Genomic DNA, 19583 nt, shown 5'->3' with positions numbered 1-19583 from the left:
CGGGTGTGGGGGGGGGTCTCGCGTGGGAGGAAAGGAAGCAACGCGGGGGGGGGGGGGGGGGGGGCTCCCCCCCCCCCCCCCCCCACCGCGGTCACGTGGTCACGTGGTCATGTGGTCAGCGGCAGATCGCGCAGTTGGCGGCGCGAGGTGATGCCGAGCTTGCGGAAGATGTTCCGCAGATGGGCGTCGATGGTGCGCGGGCTCAGGAACAGCTGCGTGCCCACCTCCTTCGACGTCGCGCCCGTGCCGACCAGCCGGGCGATCTGGAACTCCTGAGCGGTGAGGCGGGTCGGCGCGTCGCCGACCCGTTTCCGCGCGCGGGCGCCGGTCGCGGCGAGCTCTCGGGCGGCCCGTCCCGCGAACGCCGCTGCCCCGAGCACGGACAACTGCTCGTACGCCGCCTGCAGCTCCACCCGCGCATCGGACCGCCGGCCCTCGCGGCGCAGCCATTCGCCGTACACCAGCCGGGCGCGCGCGACGTGCGGGGCGCCGTCGCTGCGGGCGAGACGCTCGATCGCCTCTTGGTACAGCTTCTCGGCGGCCGGCCCCTTCGTGAGCAAAGCCCGTGAGCGCAGCTCGGTCCCGAGCGCCCACTCGGAGCCGCTCGCGGCAGTGCGCTCGTACAGGAGCTTCATGACGGGCTCCGCGAGATCGGGGCGCCCGGCGTGCGTCGCGGCCTCGATGAACTCCACGGGTATCCAGGAGTGGAAGCTGATCTCGTCGAGATCGCCTGCCGCTCGGCACGCCTCGAGGGCGGCGTCGTAGCGGCCCAGGCCGTTGAGCAGTACGGTCCGGGCGTACTCGGTGGCGCTGAGGAGCCGTCCCTCGCCGCGCGCGTCGGCGTCGCGGGTGGCGATGTCGGCGAGCCGGGTGGTGCGTTCCTCGTCGCCGCGCCACGCGGCCACGGTGACGTCGACGTGGAGCATGGCCGGGGTCCCGAGTTCCGCCGCGATCGCGTGCGCCTCGTCGACCAGCGCGGCGGCGTCGGCGAACTCGCCCGCGTGGACATGTGCGAGGGCCCGGTAGCTCAAGGCCACGGGCAGTTCGGCGAGCATGCCCGCGCCACGCACCAGCTCGAGCTGACGGGCGGCCAGCTCCCGCCATGCCGCGTCGTCCCACAAGTCCATCGCGGGACCGCAGGCCACCCATAACTGGCCCACGTCGTACGCGTCGCGTCCCGCACCGCGCCGGTAGACGTCCACGGCCTGGCGCAATTCCGGCACCGCCTCCGTGTACCCGTTCCTGACCTGGGTGGTCAATCCGTCGAGCAGCCGGTCGAGCGGGCGCGGCTCCGGTGGGGTTGGGCTCATGGCACGGGCGGTCTCGGCAACGTCGAGCATACGGTCGGCGGTGGTGAACCGGCCGACGAACACCGCTGCGGCGAGGGACTCGAGGAATGCCTCGCGGGCCGAGAAGGTGTCGAGCGGTGCCATGAGCCGGGCCGCCCGAAGCAGCTTCTCGACCGCGGCGTCGTCCCGGTTCCTGTCGAACGCCATCCGCGCGCGCAGCGTGGCCACCGTGGCACGCTGGAGGTCGTCGAGCGGTCCGGCTTCCGCCATGGACAACAGGGACAACGCGGAGTCCGTGGCGCCGCTGTCGCGCTTGGCGCAGGCAGCGACGACGGCTCGCACGGCGCGGCGGGCGGGATCCGGCGTCAGGTTCGCGGCCTTCTCCAGGAAGGCCGCTGCGGCGGCGATGCCGCCGCGGGCCCGGGCCCGGTCGGCCGATCGTTCCAGCGCCGCGGCGACGTCCTCGTCCGGCTTGCATGCAGCCTGTGCGCAGTGCCACGCCTTGCGGTCGGGCTCGGTGTCCGCAATGACCTCGGCCAATGCGCGATGGACCGTGCGGCGCTCGTCGAGGGCAGCAGACCGGTAGACGGTCGAACGCACCAGCGGGTGGTGGAATCGCACCCGGCCGCCGATGGCCACCAGGCCGGACTCCTCGGCGTGCGTCACCGCGTCGTCGGGGACGCCGAGTTGCTCCGCCGCCGCGCCCAGGAGGATCGGGCTGCCGGTCGGCTCGGCTGCCGCGATCAACAGCAGGGTCCGTGTCTCGACGGGGAGTTCGGCCAGTCTCGCCCGGTAGCTCGCCTCGACCTTCCCCGAGGTGGGCGACGCCGTGGGCAGCGCGAACCCGCCCGCGAGGTCGGCGGTGTGGGGCAGTTCGAGGAGGGCGAGCGGATTGCCGCGCGCCTCGGCGATGATGCGGTCGCGTACGGCCCGGTCGAGAGGCGCGTGGATCTGTGACGCGAGGAGCCGACGGGCGTCGTCGTCGGCCAGGCCGCGAAGTGTCAGTTCAGGGAGGCCCGCCAGTTCGTGGCGTTCACTCGCATCGCGCTCGGCGAACAGCAGCGCGACGGGTTCGTCCTGGACTCGGCGGGCGACGAAGGCCAAGGCCTGCGTCGACGCCTGGTCGAGCCAGTGCGCGTCGTCGATGACGCACAGTACGGGCTGCTCGGCCGCGGCCTCGGAGAGGAGGTTGAGCACCGCCAAGCCCACGTGGAAACGGTTGGGGACGCCCTTCCCGGTCTGCCCGAACGCCGTGTCAAGTGCCTCGCGTTGCGGTGCGGGCAGCCGTTCCTGCCGGCGCAGGGTCGGCTTGCAGAGCTGGTGGAGTGCGGCGAACGCGAGTTCCGACTCGAATTCGGCGCCGACGGCGCGCAGTACCTCAAGGCCCGGTGCCGCCAGAGCATGCTCGATGAGCGCGGTCTTTCCGATGCCCGGTTCTCCCCGCACCACCAGCGCGCCGCCGTGCCGGGACCAAATGCCGTCGAGCAGCCGGTCCAACACGTCCGACTCGCGCCGTCGGCCGAGTAACCCCGGATGCTCGGTTCGCGGGCGGGATCCCCGCATCAGAGGGCCCGCTCGGTGCACACGTCGATGTCGACCGGTTGCGCGTCTGACCGTACACACTGCCATTCGGCCCAGATGCGGGCACTCACCGGTGCGCCGCGGTGTCGGCTGTGTAGGCGAGTTCTGCCGACGCGAACGCGGGCTCCGCCTGCGAGTTTGGCCATGGGACTCCTTCTGCCGTTTCCCCGGTGCGACGCGAGCTGGTGCGTGTTCAGAGTCCCATTTAATTTGTTGACATGGCAACAAACACAGGTGGACTTGTCCGGGTGTTGTCGCTCGGACACCGAAAACCTTCGGAGGCATCCGTGACAGCCCTTGTCGCTCAGCCGTACGGTCGTTGGAGGGTGTCGCCGCCGAAGACATCCCCGGCACCGGCGCCGGCACGACGCTGGTGCGTACCGGGGGCCGCCCTCACTCCCGCGGACACCGTGCTGCTCACCGGCGGCGTGTACGGGGTCGACGGCGGCCGGACGGGCCGCCGAATCTGCCGCGACGCACCGACGCCCCGGCCGCTCGGCCAGGGGCGCCCCTGCTCACTTGCTCAGGAGTACCGATGACGACCGTCGTACCCCGCGAACCCCGGAATGCGGACCCGGGCCCCCCACCGCCCTTCGACCCGGAGCTCGCCCCGGCGCTCGCACCTTTGGCCGAAGTCCTGCCGCCCACGATCCTGCCGTCCATGATCTCCTCCGTACGCGAGTCCATCGCCGGCCAGCGGCCCTCGGGACGAGGACCTGGCGCGCGGCGGGACGATCGAGGTCGAAGAGCGCCGGATTCCGGGGCCGTCCGGCGCGCCCGACGTCTCGCTGCTGATCTGCCGCCCGCGCGCTGTCGCCATCCCCAGGCCGGCCGTGTACTTCACCCACGGCGGCGGAATGGTCCTCGGCGACAACCGCAACCTCATCGGGGAGATGCTCGACTGGGTGCAGGAGCTCGAAGTCGTCCTCGTGTCGGTCGACTACCGCCTCGCCCCGGAACACCACTACCCGGCCGCGATCGAGGACGTGTACGCGGGACTCGTCTGGGTCGCGGACCACGCGGCCGACATCGGCGTCGACCCCGACCGCCTCGTGGTCTCCGGGGCCAGCGCGGGCGGTGGGTTGACCGCGGCCGCCACGCTCCTGGCCCGGGACCTCGACGGCCCGCGCCTCGCCGGACAACTCCTCGCCTGCCCGATGCTCGACGACCGCAACGACACACTGTCCGGCATCCAGATGGCCGGACGCGGCGTCTGGGACCGCACGTCGAACGACACCGCCTGGACCGCGCTGCTCGGGGAGGCACGCGGCGGCCCCGACGTCTCCCCGTACGCGGCGCCGGCACGTGCGTCGAGCCTGTCGGGTCTGCCGCCGCTGTTCATCGACGTCGGTTCCGCCGAGACGTTCCGGGACGAGGTCGTCGCGTACGCGTCCCGCTTCTGGCTGGCCGGCGGCGACGCGGAACTGCACGTGTGGCCAGGCGGATTCCATGGTTTCGACGCCATGGTGCCGGGCGCCGCACTGTCTCAAGCCGCCCGCGCGGCCCGGCTGCGCTGGCTGCGCCGGGTGCTGTAGCCGTGCGCAGGCCCCGGCCCGGAACCGGTGGACCACTTACCAGAGAATGGGCCTCATGAACGAACCACGCTGGCTCGACGTGCAGGAGGCAGCTGTCTGGAAGAAGCACCGGGACCTGCAGCGACAGCTGCAAAGCGCCCTGGACCGGCAGCTGGCCCGCGACTCCGTGCTGTCCGGGGCCGACTACGCGGTGCTCGTTCCCCTGTCCGAGTCGCCGGGCGACATCCTGCGGGCCCGGGAGCTCCAGGCGGAGCTGGGCTGGGACCGCAGTCGGCTGTCGCATCAGATCAGCCGGATGGAGAAGCGCGGCATGGTCGCCCGCGAGCCGTGCGAGGACGACGCGCGCGGCTCGATGGTGTGCATGACCCCCAAGGGCCGGGCCGCGATCGAGGCCGCCGCGCCGCAGCATGTCGAGACGGTCCGTCGCTACTTCTTCGACCCGCTCTCGCACGACGAAGTCGAAACGCTGGGCGTGCTCCTGGACCGGCTCCTCGCCGCACTCGCGCGCGACACGGACTGAACGATCCTTCCGTCCGGCCCATCACATGGCTCATGGGCCCGCACCCGCACCGCGCCCTCGACAGGCCCTACGTAACTCCGTCGCTAGGCGACCATCACCGACGCGAGACGGCCGCCGCGCTGCGAGTGTCGGGCGTGGCAGACCTACGTGAGGAGTCGGGATGAAGATCACCGTTGTGGGGCGAGGAAGCGTCGGGGGCGGCTTGGCCCGGCTGTGGGCGAAAGCCGGCCACGAGGTGACCGGTCTCGGCCGCGACGGAGGCGACGCGACCGGTGCCGACGTCCTGGTGATCGCGGTGCCGGGCCCGGCGATCGCCGATGCGCTTGCGCAGGTGTCGGGGCTGGCCGGACAGGTGACCGTCGACGCCTGCAACCTCTACGGGCCGAGGGACGCCTCCTTCCCCTCGCTGTCCCACCAGGTGAAGTCGATCGTCGGCGGACCGACCGCGAAGTCGTTCTCGACGAACTTCGCCGCGATGTACGACCAGATCGAGGCGCAGAGCGTTCGCCCCAGCAACCTCTTCGCCGCCGACGCGGCCGCGCGGGAGACGGCCGAGCAACTGATCCGGGAAGCCGGCTACGACCCCGTCTTCGTCGGGGACCTCGATACCGGCGCCCGCCTGCTCGAAGACAGCTCAGCACTCACCCGTGCGCTGGCCGGCCAGCTCGGCCCCTTCTTCTACCGCTACGGGCGTCCCGGCGAGCTGTGAACCGCCGCTGTCCGCCACGCATGTCCAAGAAGCACACCTTTCCATGGCCGAAATCCCCGCCGCCATCGGCAGCACCGCCCCGGAGACGTGATGAGTGCATCCTGGCAGGCCAGGTCGTCGTGGTCACCGGCGCGGCGAGCGGGGTCGGCCGGGCCATCGCGGTCGCGGCTGCGCGGCATGGTGCGAAGGGCGTGATCGTCGCCGCCCTCACCGAGACCCCGCGCGAGGGCGCCGGGCCCACCGTCGGCGAGATCGAAACATTGGGCGTCCCGGCACGGATTCACCGTCGCCTGTTCGACCAGCAAGGGCGGGATCATTCTGATGGCCCAGTCCCTCGCCGCCATGGGACCCGATGGTATCCGGGTCAACGCCGTGTGCCCCGGCACCATCGACACTCATCCGCTGCGGTCCACACCCGATATCGCCCAGGCCGCGGACGGATTCCGGCAGCGGACTCCGCTGCGGCGCCCGTGTAGCCGTCCGAGATCGGTGACGCCAGGGCGTACCCCGGATCGGATCTGTCGAGTTATGCAACCGGAACCGCCCTCGTCGTCGACAGCGGCCCAACGTCGGTGATCTGGCACCTGCGCCCGAGCCGTGCCACCCGACTGACCGCACCTCTGCACAAAGGAATCCCATGAGCGAGAACACTCCGAGCGAGGCCGCCAAGGCGGTCGTCCGTCGCAACACGGAGGAGGTACAGGGCGGCGGCGACTTCGCCCTCTTCGACGAGCTGTTCGCCGACGACTTCCTGGACCACACGCCGCAGCCGGGACGTACTCCCGACAAGGCGGGCGCACGCGAGCTCTACCAGGTGCTCCGGGATGCCTTCCCCGACTTCCACGCCGTCATCCACTGGCAGGCCGCCGCCGGCGACCTGGTGACCACGTACAAGACCTATCACGGCACCCACAAAGGCGAGTTCTTCGGCATCGCGCCCACCGGCAAGCAGATCAGCTTCGAAACCGTGGACGCCATGAGGGTGCGCGACGGGAAGATCACTGAGCACTGGGGCGTCGCAAACCTGTTCTCGCTGATGCAGCAGCTCGGCGCCCTGCCGGGTGCCGTATAGCTCAGCCGGTAGAGACCGCGCCAGCGTTCTTGGTGCCAACTATCCGTCTTCTGTGCCAACTAAAAAACCTCGTCACAGACCGTGCGACGAAGACTCACAGTTGACACTCACCAACGTCCCCGACCTGCAGCGGCGCCGTTCGCCGGCCGGAAGCCGTTGCACGAAGGGGCTGGGGCTGGGTTCGTGGAAATCGGAAGGAGTGGTCACCGGCGCAGTGTTCCATCCCGCCGACGCGCTGCGGAGCCCACCGTCCGCCGCCCAGTGAGCCTGCGTACCAGCCCACTCAACCTGCACAACCACCGCCCAGTGCCGTGTCACCCCAGGTCAGATGCATCGCCACCACGTCCACCACTCGCTTTCACTGAGCGGTCAAGATGCGACACCACCCACTCCATCTGCACAGTCCCAGCTCACAACCCTGCCCGCCCCACAGAAAGGCTGGTCCTCGACAGCGAGGGAAGCGAGCACGGCGGGAGCTGATCACTGGTACCCCAGAGTCTCGTCCTTTGCCGCGTCGCTCACCCATGGGGCAGTGGCTGCGAACAGCGCGAGTGCGGGGGCCGTGAGTTCTCCGTCGAAGACTCGGGAGCCGTCAACGGCATCGGCCCAGGTGTTTCATCGGTGCACGGCTGTCGGGCAGCCGCGCTTGGGAGGATGCGCGGGTTCGGATGCCGCCTCGCTGTGTCCGCATCGGGGACGTGAGGGCCAGACGCGGCCACTCGCGTCCCCGAGCCTCCGTGTGTCGACACGAGCTGTCACGGCCCATGCGTGGTCACCGGCTCCGAGCGAGTCGTGGAGAGTAGGCGTGCCCCGAGAGGCTGACCGGATCCCCGGTCACCACCGCGGCTTCGTCGGGTTGAAGTCCGGGTGGAACCGGCGCATGTAACCCGTGTCGTCGCGTCCGGTGATGCCCTGCCGAAGGTAGTTCTCATGCAGCCGGGCAAGCGCGTCCCGGTCCAGCCGCACGCCGAGCCCCGGCGACATCGGCACGGGTACGGCACCGTCGACGAAGGTCAGCGGGTGCTCCACCACGTCGACACCCAGCTGCCACGGCGTGTGGGTGTCGGCGGCGTAGGACAGCTGCGGCAGCGCCGCACCGAGGTGGGTCATCGCGGCAAGGCTGATGCCGAGATGACTGTTGGAGTGCATCGACAGGCCAAGGCCCCAGGTCTCGCAGATGCCCGCCAGGCGCACGGACTGCCGCAGTCCGCCCCAGTAGTGGTGATCGGACAGGATGACCTGAACGGAGCCGCGATCGACGGCCTCGGGAATGTGGTCGAAGGAGACCACGCACATGTTGGTGGCCAGCGGCATCCCGGCGGTCTCGGCGATGGCGGCCATGCCGGCCAGGCCCTCGGTGGGATCTTCGAGATATTCCAGCAGGCCCTGAGTCTCTGCGGCGACCCGGCGGGAGGTCTCGACGCTCCACGCGGCGTTGGGATCGATGCGCAGCGGCAGCGTGGGGAACTCCTCGCGCAGCGCGCGAATGGCGTCGAGTTCCTCGTCGGGAGCGAAGACACCGCCCTTCAGCTTGATCGACTGGAAGCCGTACATCTGCACCATCGTCCGGGCCTGCGCCACGATCCCGTCAGGGTCGAGCGCAGCGGCGTAGGGGTCCGGGGCATCGCCGGGATGCTGCGCCCACTTGTAGAACAGGTACGCCGAGAAGGGCACGGCGTCGCGTACCCGGCCGCCGAGGAGATCGTGGACCGGCCGGCCGATCGCCTGGCCCTGCACGTCGAGGCAGGCGACTTCGAATGCGGAGAAGACCCGCAGCGCCGCCTTCTCCGGGCCCATGCCGCCGGCCGGACCGAGTTTCTCCGCGGGCGCGTCAGCGGTGCCGAGCAGTGCATCCACCACGGACTTGATGTATTCGGTCCGGAACGGGTCCAGCCCGATCAGCAGCGGTGCCACCGTACGCAGCACCGCCAGGTGCGTGGCGTCGCCGTAGGTCTCGCCGAGCCCGATGAGCCCGTCCCCGCAGTCGACCTCGATGATCGCGCGCAATGCCCACGGCTCGTGGCAGCCCACGGCGTTGAGCAACGGCGGATCAGGGAATGCGATGGGCGTGATGCGGATGTCGATGATCGTGGCGTGCCCTGACGGGCTCTGCAGCTCCACGTCGTCCTTCCTCGTATCGGAACCAGTCGTCATGCCCGGGACTCCTCCAGTCCATGGAGTGCCGTGCGTCCGCGGTCCACGATGGCCGCGAGTTGCGCGACGTGTTCCGGTGTGGCCTCCACCAGCGGCGGCCGGACGGGGCCGACGGCCAGTCCAGCCAGCTGCGCACCGGCCTTGACCAGCGAAACGGCGTAGCCGGGCACGCGGTCGCGCAGCGCGGCGAACGGCAGGTAGAACTCGGTCAGCAGCGTTCGCTGTGCCTCCTCGTCGTCGTCGCGCACAGCCCGGTGGAATGCGGTGGCGATGTCGGGGGCAAAGCAGTGCACCGCCGAGGAGTAGCTCTCCACGCCGATCGCTGCGTAGGCTCGTGCGCTGAGCTCTGCGGTCGGCAGGCCGTTGAGGAATCCGAACTCGGCGGCGCGGGGGTGTCCGCTGGTACGTACGGCGGTGACCAGGCGGAGCATCGCGTCGACGTCGCCGCAGCCGTCCTTGATGCCCGCGACGGTCGGGATGTCGAGCAGTTCCACCGCGGCTGCCGGATCGAGGACCGCGTTGGCCCGCTGGTAGACGGTGATCGGCAGCGGTGTGGCCTCGGCGACGTAGCGAATATGGCGCACCAGCCCCTGCGGGGTGGACGTCAGCAGATAGGGGGGCAGCAACAGCAGTCCGTCGGCGCCGCATTCCTGCGCGGCCAGCGCGAACTCCCGCGCGGCCCGCGGGCCTCCGCCCGCCCCGGCGAACACCGGTATGCGTCCGGCGGCCTGCTTCACCGCGGTGGACACGACCTGCCGGTACTCGTCGAGCCAGAGCGCGGGGAACTCGCCGGTGCCGCACGCCACGAACAGACCGCTGGGTCCGGCGGCGATCTGTGCCTCGACGTGGGTGGCGAAGACCTCCAGGTCGACCTCGTCGGCGTCGTCGAAGGGAGTCAGGGGGAAGGAGAGCAGTCCCGAGAGCCGCGTTGTTCGTTCATCGCATTTCACGGTATTCATGGATGAATCTCCACTTCAAGGGTTGCCTCGGCCGAGCCGGTGCTCGGCCGACCGTTACGAACGGATAGCTGTTATGAACGGATGGCTGTCACGAACGGACGGCTGTCACCAGGTCCGCCCCAGGGGGAGGGCGCACCAGGCGCCCCCGAGCCGGGCTGCGGTCGGGTCGGCGGGGTCCGGTACGCCGCAGTCGTCGATCACCTCGGGCGCGAACTGCTCGGCGTCGTCGAGCGGGTGGTAGCCGATCGCCTCACCTTCGGCCAGGCTCAGCCGGCCCCGGGTGTTGCGGCTGACTCCCCACACGATCCGGTAGCCGGGTTCGCGGCAGCTCAGGCAGGCTTCGACGAGGCGGTGCCCGTCGGCCGGTGACAGCCAGGTGGACAGCCCGCGCATCCCGTTCGGCATCGGGAACCAGCTTCCGATGCGCAGACAGATGATGTCCATGCCGAAGCGGTCGTGGTACAGGCGCCCGGCGGACTCGATCGCGGCCTTGCTCCAGCCGTAGAGCGTGTCCGGGCGGGCCGGTGCGTCCGCGGCGACCGGAGTGCCGTCGTACTGGTGGAAGCCGACGGTATGTGTCGAGGAGGCGAGGACGACCCGGGGCACACCGGCCAGCCGGGCCGCCTCCAGGAGGTTCAGTGTGCCGCGCACGTTGCGGTCCAGTACGTCGTCCAGGGTGGACTCGACGCTCTGGCCGCCGAGATGGACAATCGCGCTGACGCCCCGGCATGCCTCCAGCAGCGCCTCGGCGTCGGTGAGGGAGGCGATCACGGTCTCCTCCGCTCCGCTCCCTTCGATGGCGGGCGGCGTGGTGATGTCGAGAAGCCGCAGCGTGCGGCCCTCCCGTGCCGCCAGCGGCCGCAGTTGCGTGCCGACCCTGCCAGCGGCGCCCGTGAGCAGGATCCGGGTGGTGTCGACGGAGCCGGTGGCGCGCGCGCCTTGCCGGGTCATGCGGAACCTCCGATGTCGTTCGATGCGTAACTGAGCGGCGTCCATGGCCGGCAGTGGCCCCACTTCCCGGTCACGCCCCAGCGCCGCGGCGGCGACCAGGTGACCGAGCCGAAGCCGGGCCACCCCAGTCGGCTCTGGGAGGGGGCCGTACAGGTAGCCACCGGCGAACGCGTCGCCCGCGCCCTCCGGTTCGACGTACGCCGGTAGCGACCCGTACCGTCCACCGCGCACATTGGTGAATACGGTCGTGGTACGTATCGCGCCCGCTTACCGCGTGCAGCCGGATGGTCTTATTCGTCGCGCTGTGACGGCTTGGCCCCGCCGGTCGCGTGGCGACGGAAGGCCTCTGCGGCGTCGTCTTCCCGGCCGTTGACGAGTATGTCGAGCAGGCGCGCGTGTTCGTCGACCAGCTTGTCGCGGCTGCCGGTGTAGAACGGGTTGGAGACCACGCGCAGCGTCCAGAGACTGGGCTCCATCACCTCCCACAACCGCGGCAGCAGGTGGTTGCCGCTGGCCTGGCAGACGAGGCGGTGGAAAGCCATGTCGCTGTCGCGGAAGCTGCTCGGGTCGTCGTGCAGGGCCGCCCGTCGCATGTCGTCGATCACCGAGTTCAGCTGGTCGACGTAGCCCTCGGCGCGGCGCTGGGCGGCGGCTCGGGCGGCGAACTCCTCCAGCAGACCGCGCAGTTCTCGTGCCTGCTCCGCTTGCTCGATCGAGATATTGGCGACCCGGCTGCCCAGCCGCGGCACGTGAGTGACCAGGCTCTCGTGCACCAGCCGTTTGACGGCCTCGCGCACCGGGGCCTGGCTGATGCCCAGGCGTTTGGCGATGTCGGATTCGACGATCCGCTGATCCGGTGCCATCTCGCCGCTCAGGATGGCCGAGCGCAGCAGCCGGTAGACGCGGTCGGACAGCAGCCCGCCGGACGTCATGCCCCTGTTCTGTTCCAGTAGATCATTCAGACCAGTCATCAGTGCTCCCTCTGCCGGATCATTGTCATCCTGTCGCCGGCGGACGGGTCCGCCAGATCAAGTCGGTATGCCCTGATGGCCGTTCCACCCCGGACCGCGGCGGCTTCGTCAGCGGTCAGCCCGTCCAGCACCTGGGCCGTGGCCCCGGCCACGTCCTCGTACGGCGACCACTGTGTGCTGACCGGCCAGTCGGACCCGAACATCAGCCGGCGTGGCCCGAATACGTCGAGCAGCACCCGCGCCACGGCGTCCAGGCGCACTCCGTCCGGTTCGGCGGTGGCCTTGCCGAGTCCGGACAACTTGCACACCACGTTGGGCAGTCGGCCCAGTGGCGTCAGCTGCGCGGCCCATTCGCTGAGGCCTTCGCGCCGCACGTCGACGGCCGAGATGGCGGCGTGGTCGACGACGAACCGCACCTGCGGCAGGTCCCTGGCCGCTGCGTATGCCTCACGCAGAGTCCCGTGCCCCAGCAGGAGGTCCATGGCCAGGCCCCGCTCGCCGAGAGCCGCGAGTGAGCGCCGCACCTGGGGCAGCCCGAGGCGGGCGCCCTCGCCTGCCCCGACCGGGTCACGGACCCCGACCAGCGCCGAACCCCCGTCCTCCGCGCGGAGTGCGTCGATCGTGTCCACGGCGGCCGGATCGGCGAGATCGGCGTGGACGACGACGCCGGCGAGCAGTGGGGACCGCGCGGCCAGGCCCAGCAGCCAACGGGCCTCGTCCACGGTCCGCCCGGCCTGCACGACAACAGCCGTCACCGACCCGGAGGCCGCGGCGAGGTCGTCGAGAAGGAAGGGGCGATGCAGTTCGCCCGCGGACCGCAGCCACGCGTGGTCGTGCAGGTCGGGGTCCCACAGGTGGACGTGTGCGTCGATGACGGTCACGGCGTCGGCACCTCCTGCGGGAGCAGTCCCGCTGCGCGCAGCTCCGCCCACAGGTCGGCGGGGACGGTGGTCTGCGCCATGGCGAGGTTCTCCCACACTTCATCGGCCGTCCTGGCTCCGACGACCAGAGCGGACACGGCAGGATGCCCCCACGCGAACCGCAGGGCCGCCGCCTTCATCGGCACCCCGTGACGGGCACAGATCTCCGCGATGGCCAGCGCGGTGGCAACCTGTTGCGACTCGGCTGTCCGGTAGTCGTACCTCGCGCCGGGTCGCGGATCGGCCAGCAGGCCGGAGTTGTACACCCCGCCCAGGATGACCGCGACACCGCGGGCCTCGCACTCAGGCAGCAGGCCCGTCAGAGCTTCCTGGTCGAGCAGAGTGTACCGGCCGGCCAGCAGCACGCAGTCCACGTCGACTTGCGCGACGATCCGCTCCAGCATGCCGCTCTGGTTCATGCCCGCGCCCACCGCCGACACCACGCCCTGCTCCCGCAGGTCGACCAGGGCGCGGAAGGCCCCCGCGAGGGCCTCCTGCTCATGGTGGTCGGGGTCGTGCACGTGCGCGATGTCCACCCGGTCCAGGCCGAGCCGGGTCAGGCTCCGCTCCAGGCACCGCATGGTGCCGTCATAGGAGAAGTCCGGCTCGGCCCCGTCGTCGGTGAGGAGGTATCCGACCTTGGTCGCGACGACGACCTCAGACCTGGGTACCCCGGCCAGTACCTGGCCGAGGCGCTGTTCGGACACGCCGTTGCCGTACCGGGGGGCGGTGTCGAACAAGCGCGTCCCACCCGCCAGCGCGGCACGCACCGTGCCGGTGGCTTCCTGCTCCGGAACCGGCTCGTACAGGTTGCCCAGGGGCGCGCAGCCCAGGCCGAGCCTGCCGACCGTGAGACCGGTGCGGCCCAGCACACCCGGGCCCGAGACATGGTTCATCGCTGGGACGACCGCTGCTGGTCGCGCCACTGCTCGTACTCCGCGCGCGACTCCGACGTCAGCGGGTAGTAGTTGCCGAGCCGGGCGCCCTGGTCGAGACGCATCCGGCTGAACACCTCCCACTCCTGGTGGTCCTGGGCCGTGGCGACCACCTCCGGCGCGATCGCCTGGGGGACGACGACGGCGCCGTCATCGTCGGCGACCACGATGTCGCCGGGCAGGCACAGCACCCCGCCGGCAGCAACCGGCACGTCGTACGCCCAGGGGAACAGCTCCGACTGGGAGGCGTAGTGCGGGGTGGTGCCGGTGCACCAGATCGGCACGCCGAGCTCGCGGACCCGCGGAGCGTCCCGGATCCGGCCGTCGACGACGATCCCGGCGCCGCCCTTGCGCTTGAAGTAGCGGACGAGCATGTCGCCGACGCAGCCGCTGAACGCCGACCCGTACGCCTGGATGACGAGGACGTCACCGGGCTGTACCGCCTCCAGGGCCGCCCACAGGGCGGTTTGGCGTTCGACGGCCTCCTGGGCCAAACCGCTGGCTATGTCCTCGCGCTGCGGCATGAACTGGAGCGTCAACGCCGAACCGGCGATCTTCTGCCCGGTCGTGAGGGGCTGCGGCCCCTCCATCCACGTGCGCCTGATGCCCATGCCGTGCAGCTTCGCGCACGCGGTGGCGCTGCTCACCTGGCCCATCTGGTCCACCAGCTCCACATCGGCCCGCCGGTAGGTGTCGCCGCGCACCGGAAGGGGGAACACCGGCTGGGCATGCTCATCGTTCGTCATTCTACTTCTCCTGGTATCGGTCGAACGTCGGGTGGTTCGGGGTGAACTGACGGCGCCTCACCTGCATGGTCAGGCCGAGCCGGGTCCCCGGCGGCAGGATCACCAGCAGGTGGTTGTCGAGCACGTTGATGCGCCGGGTACTGGTCGTGAGCTCGTCGGCCCGGTAGGCGCGGTTCGGGCCCGGGTAGCCGCCGTCGAGTTGATCCACCACGACATGGTCGATGCCGTCCTCGGCGAACGCGCCGGCCTGCACGACCACGCGCCGCTCGCTCGTGTTACTCAGGTTGACCAGCTGGACGCCGACCCGGACCTCATCGAGGCCCTCGACGAGGGCGGCGACGTCGGCCGGCAGGCCGGGACGGCCGCGGTCGGCGTCCCAATAGCGCACCCGTGCCTGCTGGAGCCCCCCGTTGTAGAGGGTGGCGGGAGCGCCGGTGGTCAGCTGCACCAGAATCTCTGTCACCACGGGATTGAGCCGCTGCCACCAGTGGATGTCATCGGTGCGGGTGGTCGTCACATCCTCGCGGACGAGTGCCATCCTGCGGGCGACCTGCCCCAGCGCCATGCCGAGGGCTCGGGCCGGGTAGTCGGGGTTGCGACCGTCGAGGTAGGCGAGCCACGGCGCCTCGTGTCCGGCCTCCTCCTTGTCGCGGAAGGCGTGCACGGTGGTCCAGTCGTAGCCGCATTCGCGCTCCACGCGGTCAAGCCGCTGCCGGTCCTGCGGGTCTCCGGAGCACCACCAGATCCAGGCCGGGAAGGCGATCTGCAGCGGCTGGTGGTCGAACCAGCCGTGCAGGCCGTACCGGTAGGGCACCAGTTGCAGGTCGCTGTCGGCATCAGGCCCCAGGCGCTGGAGCCAGGTCGTGGCCATGCTGGAGTCACCGTCACGAACCGGCCCGCGCGTCGCTTCTTCCAGTACCCGGTCCAGTGGGGCGCGGGCCAGGTCGAACCACGCGTTGTCGCCGGTGACCAGAGCGGCGTTCATGGCAGCGACGACCGCGACCGCGCCGACGCTGTGCAGACCGTGAGGCCAGGTCCAGCCGTACGGGCCGCCGTACCAGCGGCCGTCGTGCAGCTCACCGACCTCCCCGGAGGGCCCCACGTTGTCGGGGATGACGCCGCCCGCAGCGGCGGCCCGGTCCCGCCAGGCCTGCACGTAGTCGACGAGCCAGTCGCGGTACCGGTCCTCGCCCGTGTACAGCCACGCGTTAACGATCAGCGAGGTGGAAGCGAGGTTCACCGCGACGTCGCCGTCGCCGAGCCGCCGGTTCATCGCCTCGCCCATACGTCGCGCGTTGACGGGGTCGGCCAGGTCGTCCCAGGTGTTGATGCCGGGCAGATCCTCCAGGGGCAGGCCGTACGCTTTCATGTTGGTCAGTTCCGCGCCGAACCCCTGCGCCCATGCGTCATCCACGCCCCGGCGCGGCCCGCCGGCCCCGGTGTGCGGAGCCCGGATGATCCGCTGCGAGCCGTCGACGTTGCCGACGGGCGAGGTGGGCAGGTAGAGGTCGGCGAAGCGCAGCGCCCGTCGGCGGAACGTGTCGTCGGACGGGTCGGCCGCGCAGATCCCGTAGAACATCAGCAGCGACTCGCCCTGGTGGAACCAGTCGTACCCGCGCTCGTACTCGTCGACCAGGAACCCGGCGTCGGAAAGCTGCCGAGTGATCCCGTTCCAGTGCTTCTTGCTGGCGTCGAGGAGGTCGTCCGCCCCGCCGAGCATGTACAGCATCGGCCAGTTGAAGAACGGTTCGTAGAAGTCGTCCGCCCCGTCACGGCCTTTCAGTTCCCCGTCGAAGCGCAGCCCGCCGTCGGGGTGGCAGTACCGGTCCTCGAAAACCCGCCATGCCTCGTCCAGTACCGAGAACAACTGTCGTTGCAGTACGGCCCAGGCCGGCGGTTCGCAGGCCGGCACGGATGCCGTCACGCTCACCATGTGCTTGCCCACGGTCACCCCTTCGTCGCGCCGGCGGTGAGGCCACCGACGATCTTGCGTTGCATGATCACGAAGAAGACCAGCACCGGTGCGATCGCCAGGAGCAGCGTCGGATAGACCACGGACAGGTCGGTGGTGTGCAGACCGATCGCGGAGTACACGCCGGTCATCACGGTATACAGGCCCGACGTCGGGCCCAGCACGATCTGCGGGTTCACGAAGTCCGTCCAGACCCCGATGGTGTGCAGGACGACCGCGGTGACCACGACCGGCCGCATCAGCGGGAAGATCACTTGCCAGAAGGTGCGCAGCCGGCCTGCACCGTCGATCTGCGCCGCCTCGTCGAGCTCCCGGGGGATGGACTTGATGTAGCCCACGAACAGGAACATCGACAGGGGCAGGGTCAGTGTCGCCTCGTACATGACGAACCCGGGGATCGTGCCCATCAGGCCCGTGAAGCGCAGCACATAGATCACCGGAATGACCAGCACCTGCCCGGGGATGAACAGCCCGGCCAGGAACACCAGCAGCATCCCCTTGTGCCACGGGCGGGTACCCCGGGCGATGACGTAGGCGGCCGGACCGGCCAGCGCCAGAGACACCGCGTTGACCAGGACCACGAACATCACCGTCACACCGAACGCCTTGATGATGTTGTAGTCCGGTGACGACAGTGCCGCTCGGAGATAGTCCGTGGACAGCACGCCCGGGTCGGCGGAGAACGGCCGTTGACGGATCGCCGACTCCGGTTTGAACGCGTTGACGATCACGAGGTACAGCGGCGCCAGCATGACCAGTGCGAAGAGGCCGAGCATGACCGAGCCGACCCGGCTGCCTGCATTGCGGTTCACAGTTCCACCGCCTTCTCGCTGCGCTGGCGCAGCGAGACGATCACGACGGCGAGCACCGCGATGACGATCATGAGGACGATGCTCTGGGCCGAGGCGTAGCCGATCTTCCCGTTCAGGAACGACTCCGACAGGACCAGGTACGCGTACGTCTGCGTGTGGCCGGCCGGACCACCGTCGGTCATCGCCAGTACCAGGTCGTAGACCCGCAGCAGTTGGACGAGTACGAGGACCACGTTGATCGTCACCGTGGGTGCCAGCATCGGCAGCACGACCTGGCGGAACGTCTGCCAGCGTGAGGCGCCGTCGATGCGCGCCGCCTCCAAGAGCGACTCGGGGATCGTCTGCAGCCCGGCGAGGTAGAGGACCACGTTCACCCCGAACGTCGACCAGATCACCACGAAGACGACTGCTGCGAGCGCCCACTGCGGATCGGACAGGAACGGGATCTTCGAGCGGTGCGCCGCGGTCAGGAGGGTGTTGACCGCTCCTTCGCTGCTCAGTATGGCCGACCACAGGAAACCGATGATGACCGCGCCGAGCACGTGCGGGTAGAAGAACAGGCCCCGCAGCATCGCTTTGACGCGCCCCTGGCCGTTGAGCATGACCGCGAGGCCCAGGCCGAGGACGTTGCAGGCCACGGTGCCGACCACCGCGATCACGAGCGTGACGTATGCCGCGCTCGCCACGTCCGGGTCGTGGAACAGCTGAACGTAGTTGTCCAGGCCGACGAATTTGGAGTTGTCGGAGAAACCGTCCCAGTCGGTGAGGCTGAGCCGTCCGGCGACCACGACAGGGATGAGGATGAAGGCCACGATCGCCGCCAGCGCGGGGCCGACCATGAAGATGCTGGACAGGCTGCGGGCGGCGCGGGCGCGCAGCGGGCGCGGGGAAGTGTGGTGAGTGTGACGGGGGTGCTCGGGGACCGGCGGGTTGTCCGACGGTCCAGGAGCGGTAAGCGTCTCGTTACTTGGGCGCATTCGCGGCCCACCACTTGTCCATGGCACCCGCCACCTGATCGGCTGTCGTCCCGAGATACATGCTCTGGACCTGGGTGTTGAACTCCGCGGGGAAGCCCGCCGGGGAAGAGTTGTCGCCCAGTCCGGGGCCGATCGCCACGGTCTTGCCGCCGGCCTCGTCGAGGAGCTTCGCAATGTCCTTGGTCAGCGGGGAGGCTTCGTAGCTGTATCCGGTACGGAAGTTGCCTTCCGCGCTCAGCGCCTTCGTGATCGCCTTCTTGTCGCTGACCAGGTACTTCACCAGGTCTATCGCCGCGTCCGCGTGCCTGGAGCTCTTGAGCACCGAGTACGGCATGGCCGGGTTGGCCGCCTGCGGCGGCGTGGAACCGTCGGACGTGGGGACGGGGAACACGCCCGCGTCGATGCCCGGCTTCGCTTCGGCGAGCGAGGCCGCCAGCCAGTTGCCCATCACCATCGTCGCCGACTTGCCGGCTGTGAAGTTGTTGATCATGTCCTGGTACTTGATGCCGTTGGCGTCCTTGGGAACCAGGCCGTCCTTGATCCAGGACTGGTAGACGCCTAGGTACTTGGCGTAGTTGCTGCCGGCGAAGGTCACGGAGCCCTTGTTCCGCTTCGCGTACCACTGCGGCTCGGTGTTCATCACGTTCGGGTTGGCCATCATCAGGGCCTGCGCGCCGGTGGTCCACTCACCACCGGTCTGCAGCGGCGTGTAACCGGCGTCCTTCAGCTTGCGCAGCGCGGCGGTGAACTCGTCGACCGTCTTGGGCGTCCCGGTGACACCAGCCTTGGCGAAGGCAGTTTTGTTGTAGAACACCAGCGACTGAAGCTGGACGCCGGTGCCGGCCATCCACACCTTGCCGTCCAGCTTGGACGCCTCCGCGAACGGTGCGTCCTTCACCCACTGCTCGTCGGGCAGCGGCTCCATCTGTCCGGCGAGAGCCGTGTTCTGCCCGCCGGCGAGGATGTCGGGCGGGTTGCCCGCGGCCAGTTGCTGCTTCAGCGTGTCCTCGATGCCCCTGCCGGTGGGCGCCTCGATCGTGACCTTCACTCCGGGGTGACTGGCGACGTACCCCGCCACCAGGTCCTTGTAGAACTGCTTGGTCAGCACCGGAGTGATGTTGACCAGCATGCGGATGTTCTTGTCGCCGCCTGCTGAGTCCGAGCCGGTCGAGCAGCCCGTGAGCAGTGCGGCGGATATGGCGATGGCACCCAGCTTGACCAGGTGCCGGCGAGAACCCGAAGCCATCGAACCCTCCATCGATCACTAATCGCTTATCGCTTATCGATAGCGAGCTCACCATCGAGGACCTGCCCGCGACGGTCAAGGCCTGTCAATGGAGGCGTTACCCGTTCGCAACCTGCGCTGCGTGCGAACTGTGCTTCATCCAGCGGGTTTTGAAAGATCCCTTGACACTCGCCACCGGCGACCCGCTACTTATCGCTCAACGATTATCGATTAGTCGGAGCGTCGTGCAACGAA

At 69.7% G+C, this 19583-nt stretch carries 16 protein-coding genes and 1 pseudogene; 5 read left to right on the top strand and 12 right to left on the bottom strand.

Going from position 1 to position 19583, the window contains the following annotated elements; genetic code table 11:
- Positions 1 to 107: 107 nt before the first annotated feature.
- A complete protein-coding gene (locus ACZ7IB_RS16170; protein WP_470913098.1) occupies positions 108 to 2852 on the bottom strand; it encodes a helix-turn-helix transcriptional regulator in 2745 nt (914 codons plus the stop codon).
- A gap of 851 nt (positions 2853 to 3703) precedes the next feature.
- Here ACZ7IB_RS16170 and ACZ7IB_RS16165 point away from each other — a divergent pair.
- From ACZ7IB_RS16165 to ACZ7IB_RS16145, 5 genes and pseudogenes are all read left to right on the top strand, one after another.
- Positions 3704 to 4405, top strand: coding sequence for an alpha/beta hydrolase (locus tag ACZ7IB_RS16165; protein WP_470913097.1), 702 nt, complete (start codon positions 3704 to 3706; stop codon positions 4403 to 4405).
- 55 nt (positions 4406 to 4460) lie between these two features.
- Positions 4461 to 4925 carry a MarR family winged helix-turn-helix transcriptional regulator gene (locus tag ACZ7IB_RS16160; protein ID WP_470913096.1) on the top strand — a complete coding sequence of 155 codons (465 nt, stop codon included), beginning with the start codon at positions 4461 to 4463 and terminating at the stop codon, positions 4923 to 4925.
- 160 nt (positions 4926 to 5085) lie between these two features.
- Positions 5086 to 5634 (top strand): NAD(P)-binding domain-containing protein, encoded by a 549-nt coding sequence (locus ACZ7IB_RS16155; RefSeq protein ID WP_470913095.1) that lies wholly within the window; start codon positions 5086 to 5088, stop codon positions 5632 to 5634.
- Positions 5635 to 5934: 300 nt separating this feature from the next.
- A pseudogene (locus tag ACZ7IB_RS16150) lies at positions 5935 to 6210 on the top strand (SDR family oxidoreductase); the annotation flags it as partial.
- Between the two features lie 61 nt (positions 6211 to 6271).
- Positions 6272 to 6706, top strand: a complete 435-nt coding sequence (locus ACZ7IB_RS16145; RefSeq protein ID WP_470913094.1) for an ester cyclase — start codon at positions 6272 to 6274, stop codon at positions 6704 to 6706.
- A gap of 834 nt (positions 6707 to 7540) precedes the next feature.
- On the opposite strand, the gene ACZ7IB_RS16140 is transcribed toward ACZ7IB_RS16145, so the two are convergent.
- The 11 genes from ACZ7IB_RS16140 to ACZ7IB_RS16090 all read right to left on the bottom strand — a co-directional run bounded on the left by ACZ7IB_RS16140 (position 7541) and on the right by ACZ7IB_RS16090 (position 19349).
- A complete protein-coding gene (locus ACZ7IB_RS16140) occupies positions 7541 to 8821 on the bottom strand; it encodes a glucarate dehydratase family protein (protein WP_470913179.1) in 1281 nt (426 codons plus the stop codon).
- Positions 8822 to 8856: 35 nt separating this feature from the next.
- Positions 8857 to 9819 carry a 5-dehydro-4-deoxyglucarate dehydratase gene (locus tag ACZ7IB_RS16135; protein WP_470913093.1) on the bottom strand — a complete coding sequence of 321 codons (963 nt, stop codon included), beginning with the start codon at positions 9817 to 9819 and terminating at the stop codon, positions 8857 to 8859.
- A 105-nt stretch (positions 9820 to 9924) separates the two neighbouring features.
- Positions 9925 to 11001 carry an NAD-dependent epimerase/dehydratase family protein gene (locus ACZ7IB_RS16130; RefSeq protein ID WP_470913092.1) on the bottom strand — a complete coding sequence of 359 codons (1077 nt, stop codon included), beginning with the start codon at positions 10999 to 11001 and terminating at the stop codon, positions 9925 to 9927.
- 59 nt (positions 11002 to 11060) lie between these two features.
- Positions 11061 to 11741 carry a GntR family transcriptional regulator gene (locus ACZ7IB_RS16125; protein WP_470913091.1) on the bottom strand — a complete coding sequence of 227 codons (681 nt, stop codon included), beginning with the start codon at positions 11739 to 11741 and terminating at the stop codon, positions 11061 to 11063.
- Positions 11741 to 12622, bottom strand: coding sequence for an amidohydrolase family protein (locus tag ACZ7IB_RS16120; protein ID WP_470913090.1), 882 nt, complete (start codon positions 12620 to 12622; stop codon positions 11741 to 11743). The genes ACZ7IB_RS16125 and ACZ7IB_RS16120 overlap by 1 nt, the downstream gene beginning before the upstream one ends.
- Entirely contained in the window at positions 12619 to 13557 is a 939-nt protein-coding gene (locus tag ACZ7IB_RS16115; RefSeq protein WP_470913089.1) for an aldo/keto reductase, read from the bottom strand. The genes ACZ7IB_RS16120 and ACZ7IB_RS16115 overlap by 4 nt, the downstream gene beginning before the upstream one ends.
- Positions 13554 to 14342 carry an RraA family protein gene (locus ACZ7IB_RS16110; protein WP_470913088.1) on the bottom strand — a complete coding sequence of 263 codons (789 nt, stop codon included), beginning with the start codon at positions 14340 to 14342 and terminating at the stop codon, positions 13554 to 13556. Before ACZ7IB_RS16110 ends, ACZ7IB_RS16115 begins: the two co-directional genes overlap by 4 nt.
- 1 nt (position 14343) lies before the next feature.
- Positions 14344 to 16287, bottom strand: a complete 1944-nt coding sequence (locus ACZ7IB_RS16105; protein WP_470913087.1) for a DUF8034 domain-containing protein — start codon at positions 16285 to 16287, stop codon at positions 14344 to 14346.
- Positions 16288 to 16289: 2 nt separating this feature from the next.
- Complete coding sequence (locus tag ACZ7IB_RS16100) at positions 16290 to 17126, bottom strand: carbohydrate ABC transporter permease (protein WP_470913086.1); 837 nt, start codon at positions 17124 to 17126, stop codon at positions 16290 to 16292.
- Positions 17123 to 18103 (bottom strand): carbohydrate ABC transporter permease, encoded by a 981-nt coding sequence (locus ACZ7IB_RS16095; protein WP_470913085.1) that lies wholly within the window; start codon positions 18101 to 18103, stop codon positions 17123 to 17125. Before ACZ7IB_RS16095 ends, ACZ7IB_RS16100 begins: the two co-directional genes overlap by 4 nt.
- Complete coding sequence (locus tag ACZ7IB_RS16090; protein ID WP_470913084.1) at positions 18090 to 19349, bottom strand: ABC transporter substrate-binding protein; 1260 nt, start codon at positions 19347 to 19349, stop codon at positions 18090 to 18092. Before ACZ7IB_RS16090 ends, ACZ7IB_RS16095 begins: the two co-directional genes overlap by 14 nt.
- Positions 19350 to 19583 lie beyond the last annotated feature (234 nt).

It is taken from the genome of Streptomyces sp. NPDC037301, from assembly GCF_055602785.1.
This window is presented reverse-complemented; position numbering and strand designations above follow the sequence as displayed.

Bases quoted from the DNA above. Each gene is read 5' to 3' on its own strand.
- ACZ7IB_RS16090 (WP_470913084.1), bottom strand. From the start codon at position 19,349: ATGGCTTCGGGTTCTCGCCGGCACCTGGTCAAGCTGGGTGCCATCGCC.
- ACZ7IB_RS16145 (WP_470913094.1), top strand. From the start codon at position 6,272: ATGAGCGAGAACACTCCGAGCGAGGCCGCCAAGGCGGTCGTCCGTCGC.
- ACZ7IB_RS16170 (WP_470913098.1), bottom strand. From the start codon at position 2,852: ATGCGGGGATCCCGCCCGCGAACCGAGCATCCGGGGTTACTCGGCCGA.
- ACZ7IB_RS16095 (WP_470913085.1), bottom strand. From the start codon at position 18,103: ATGCGCCCAAGTAACGAGACGCTTACCGCTCCTGGACCGTCGGACAAC.
- ACZ7IB_RS16135 (WP_470913093.1), bottom strand. From the start codon at position 9,819: ATGAATACCGTGAAATGCGATGAACGAACAACGCGGCTCTCGGGACTG.
- ACZ7IB_RS16115 (WP_470913089.1), bottom strand. From the start codon at position 13,557: ATGAACCATGTCTCGGGCCCGGGTGTGCTGGGCCGCACCGGTCTCACG.
- ACZ7IB_RS16125 (WP_470913091.1), bottom strand. From the start codon at position 11,741: ATGACTGGTCTGAATGATCTACTGGAACAGAACAGGGGCATGACGTCC.
- ACZ7IB_RS16110 (WP_470913088.1), bottom strand. From the start codon at position 14,342: ATGACGAACGATGAGCATGCCCAGCCGGTGTTCCCCCTTCCGGTGCGC.
- ACZ7IB_RS16155 (WP_470913095.1), top strand. From the start codon at position 5,086: ATGAAGATCACCGTTGTGGGGCGAGGAAGCGTCGGGGGCGGCTTGGCC.
- ACZ7IB_RS16160 (WP_470913096.1), top strand. From the start codon at position 4,461: ATGAACGAACCACGCTGGCTCGACGTGCAGGAGGCAGCTGTCTGGAAG.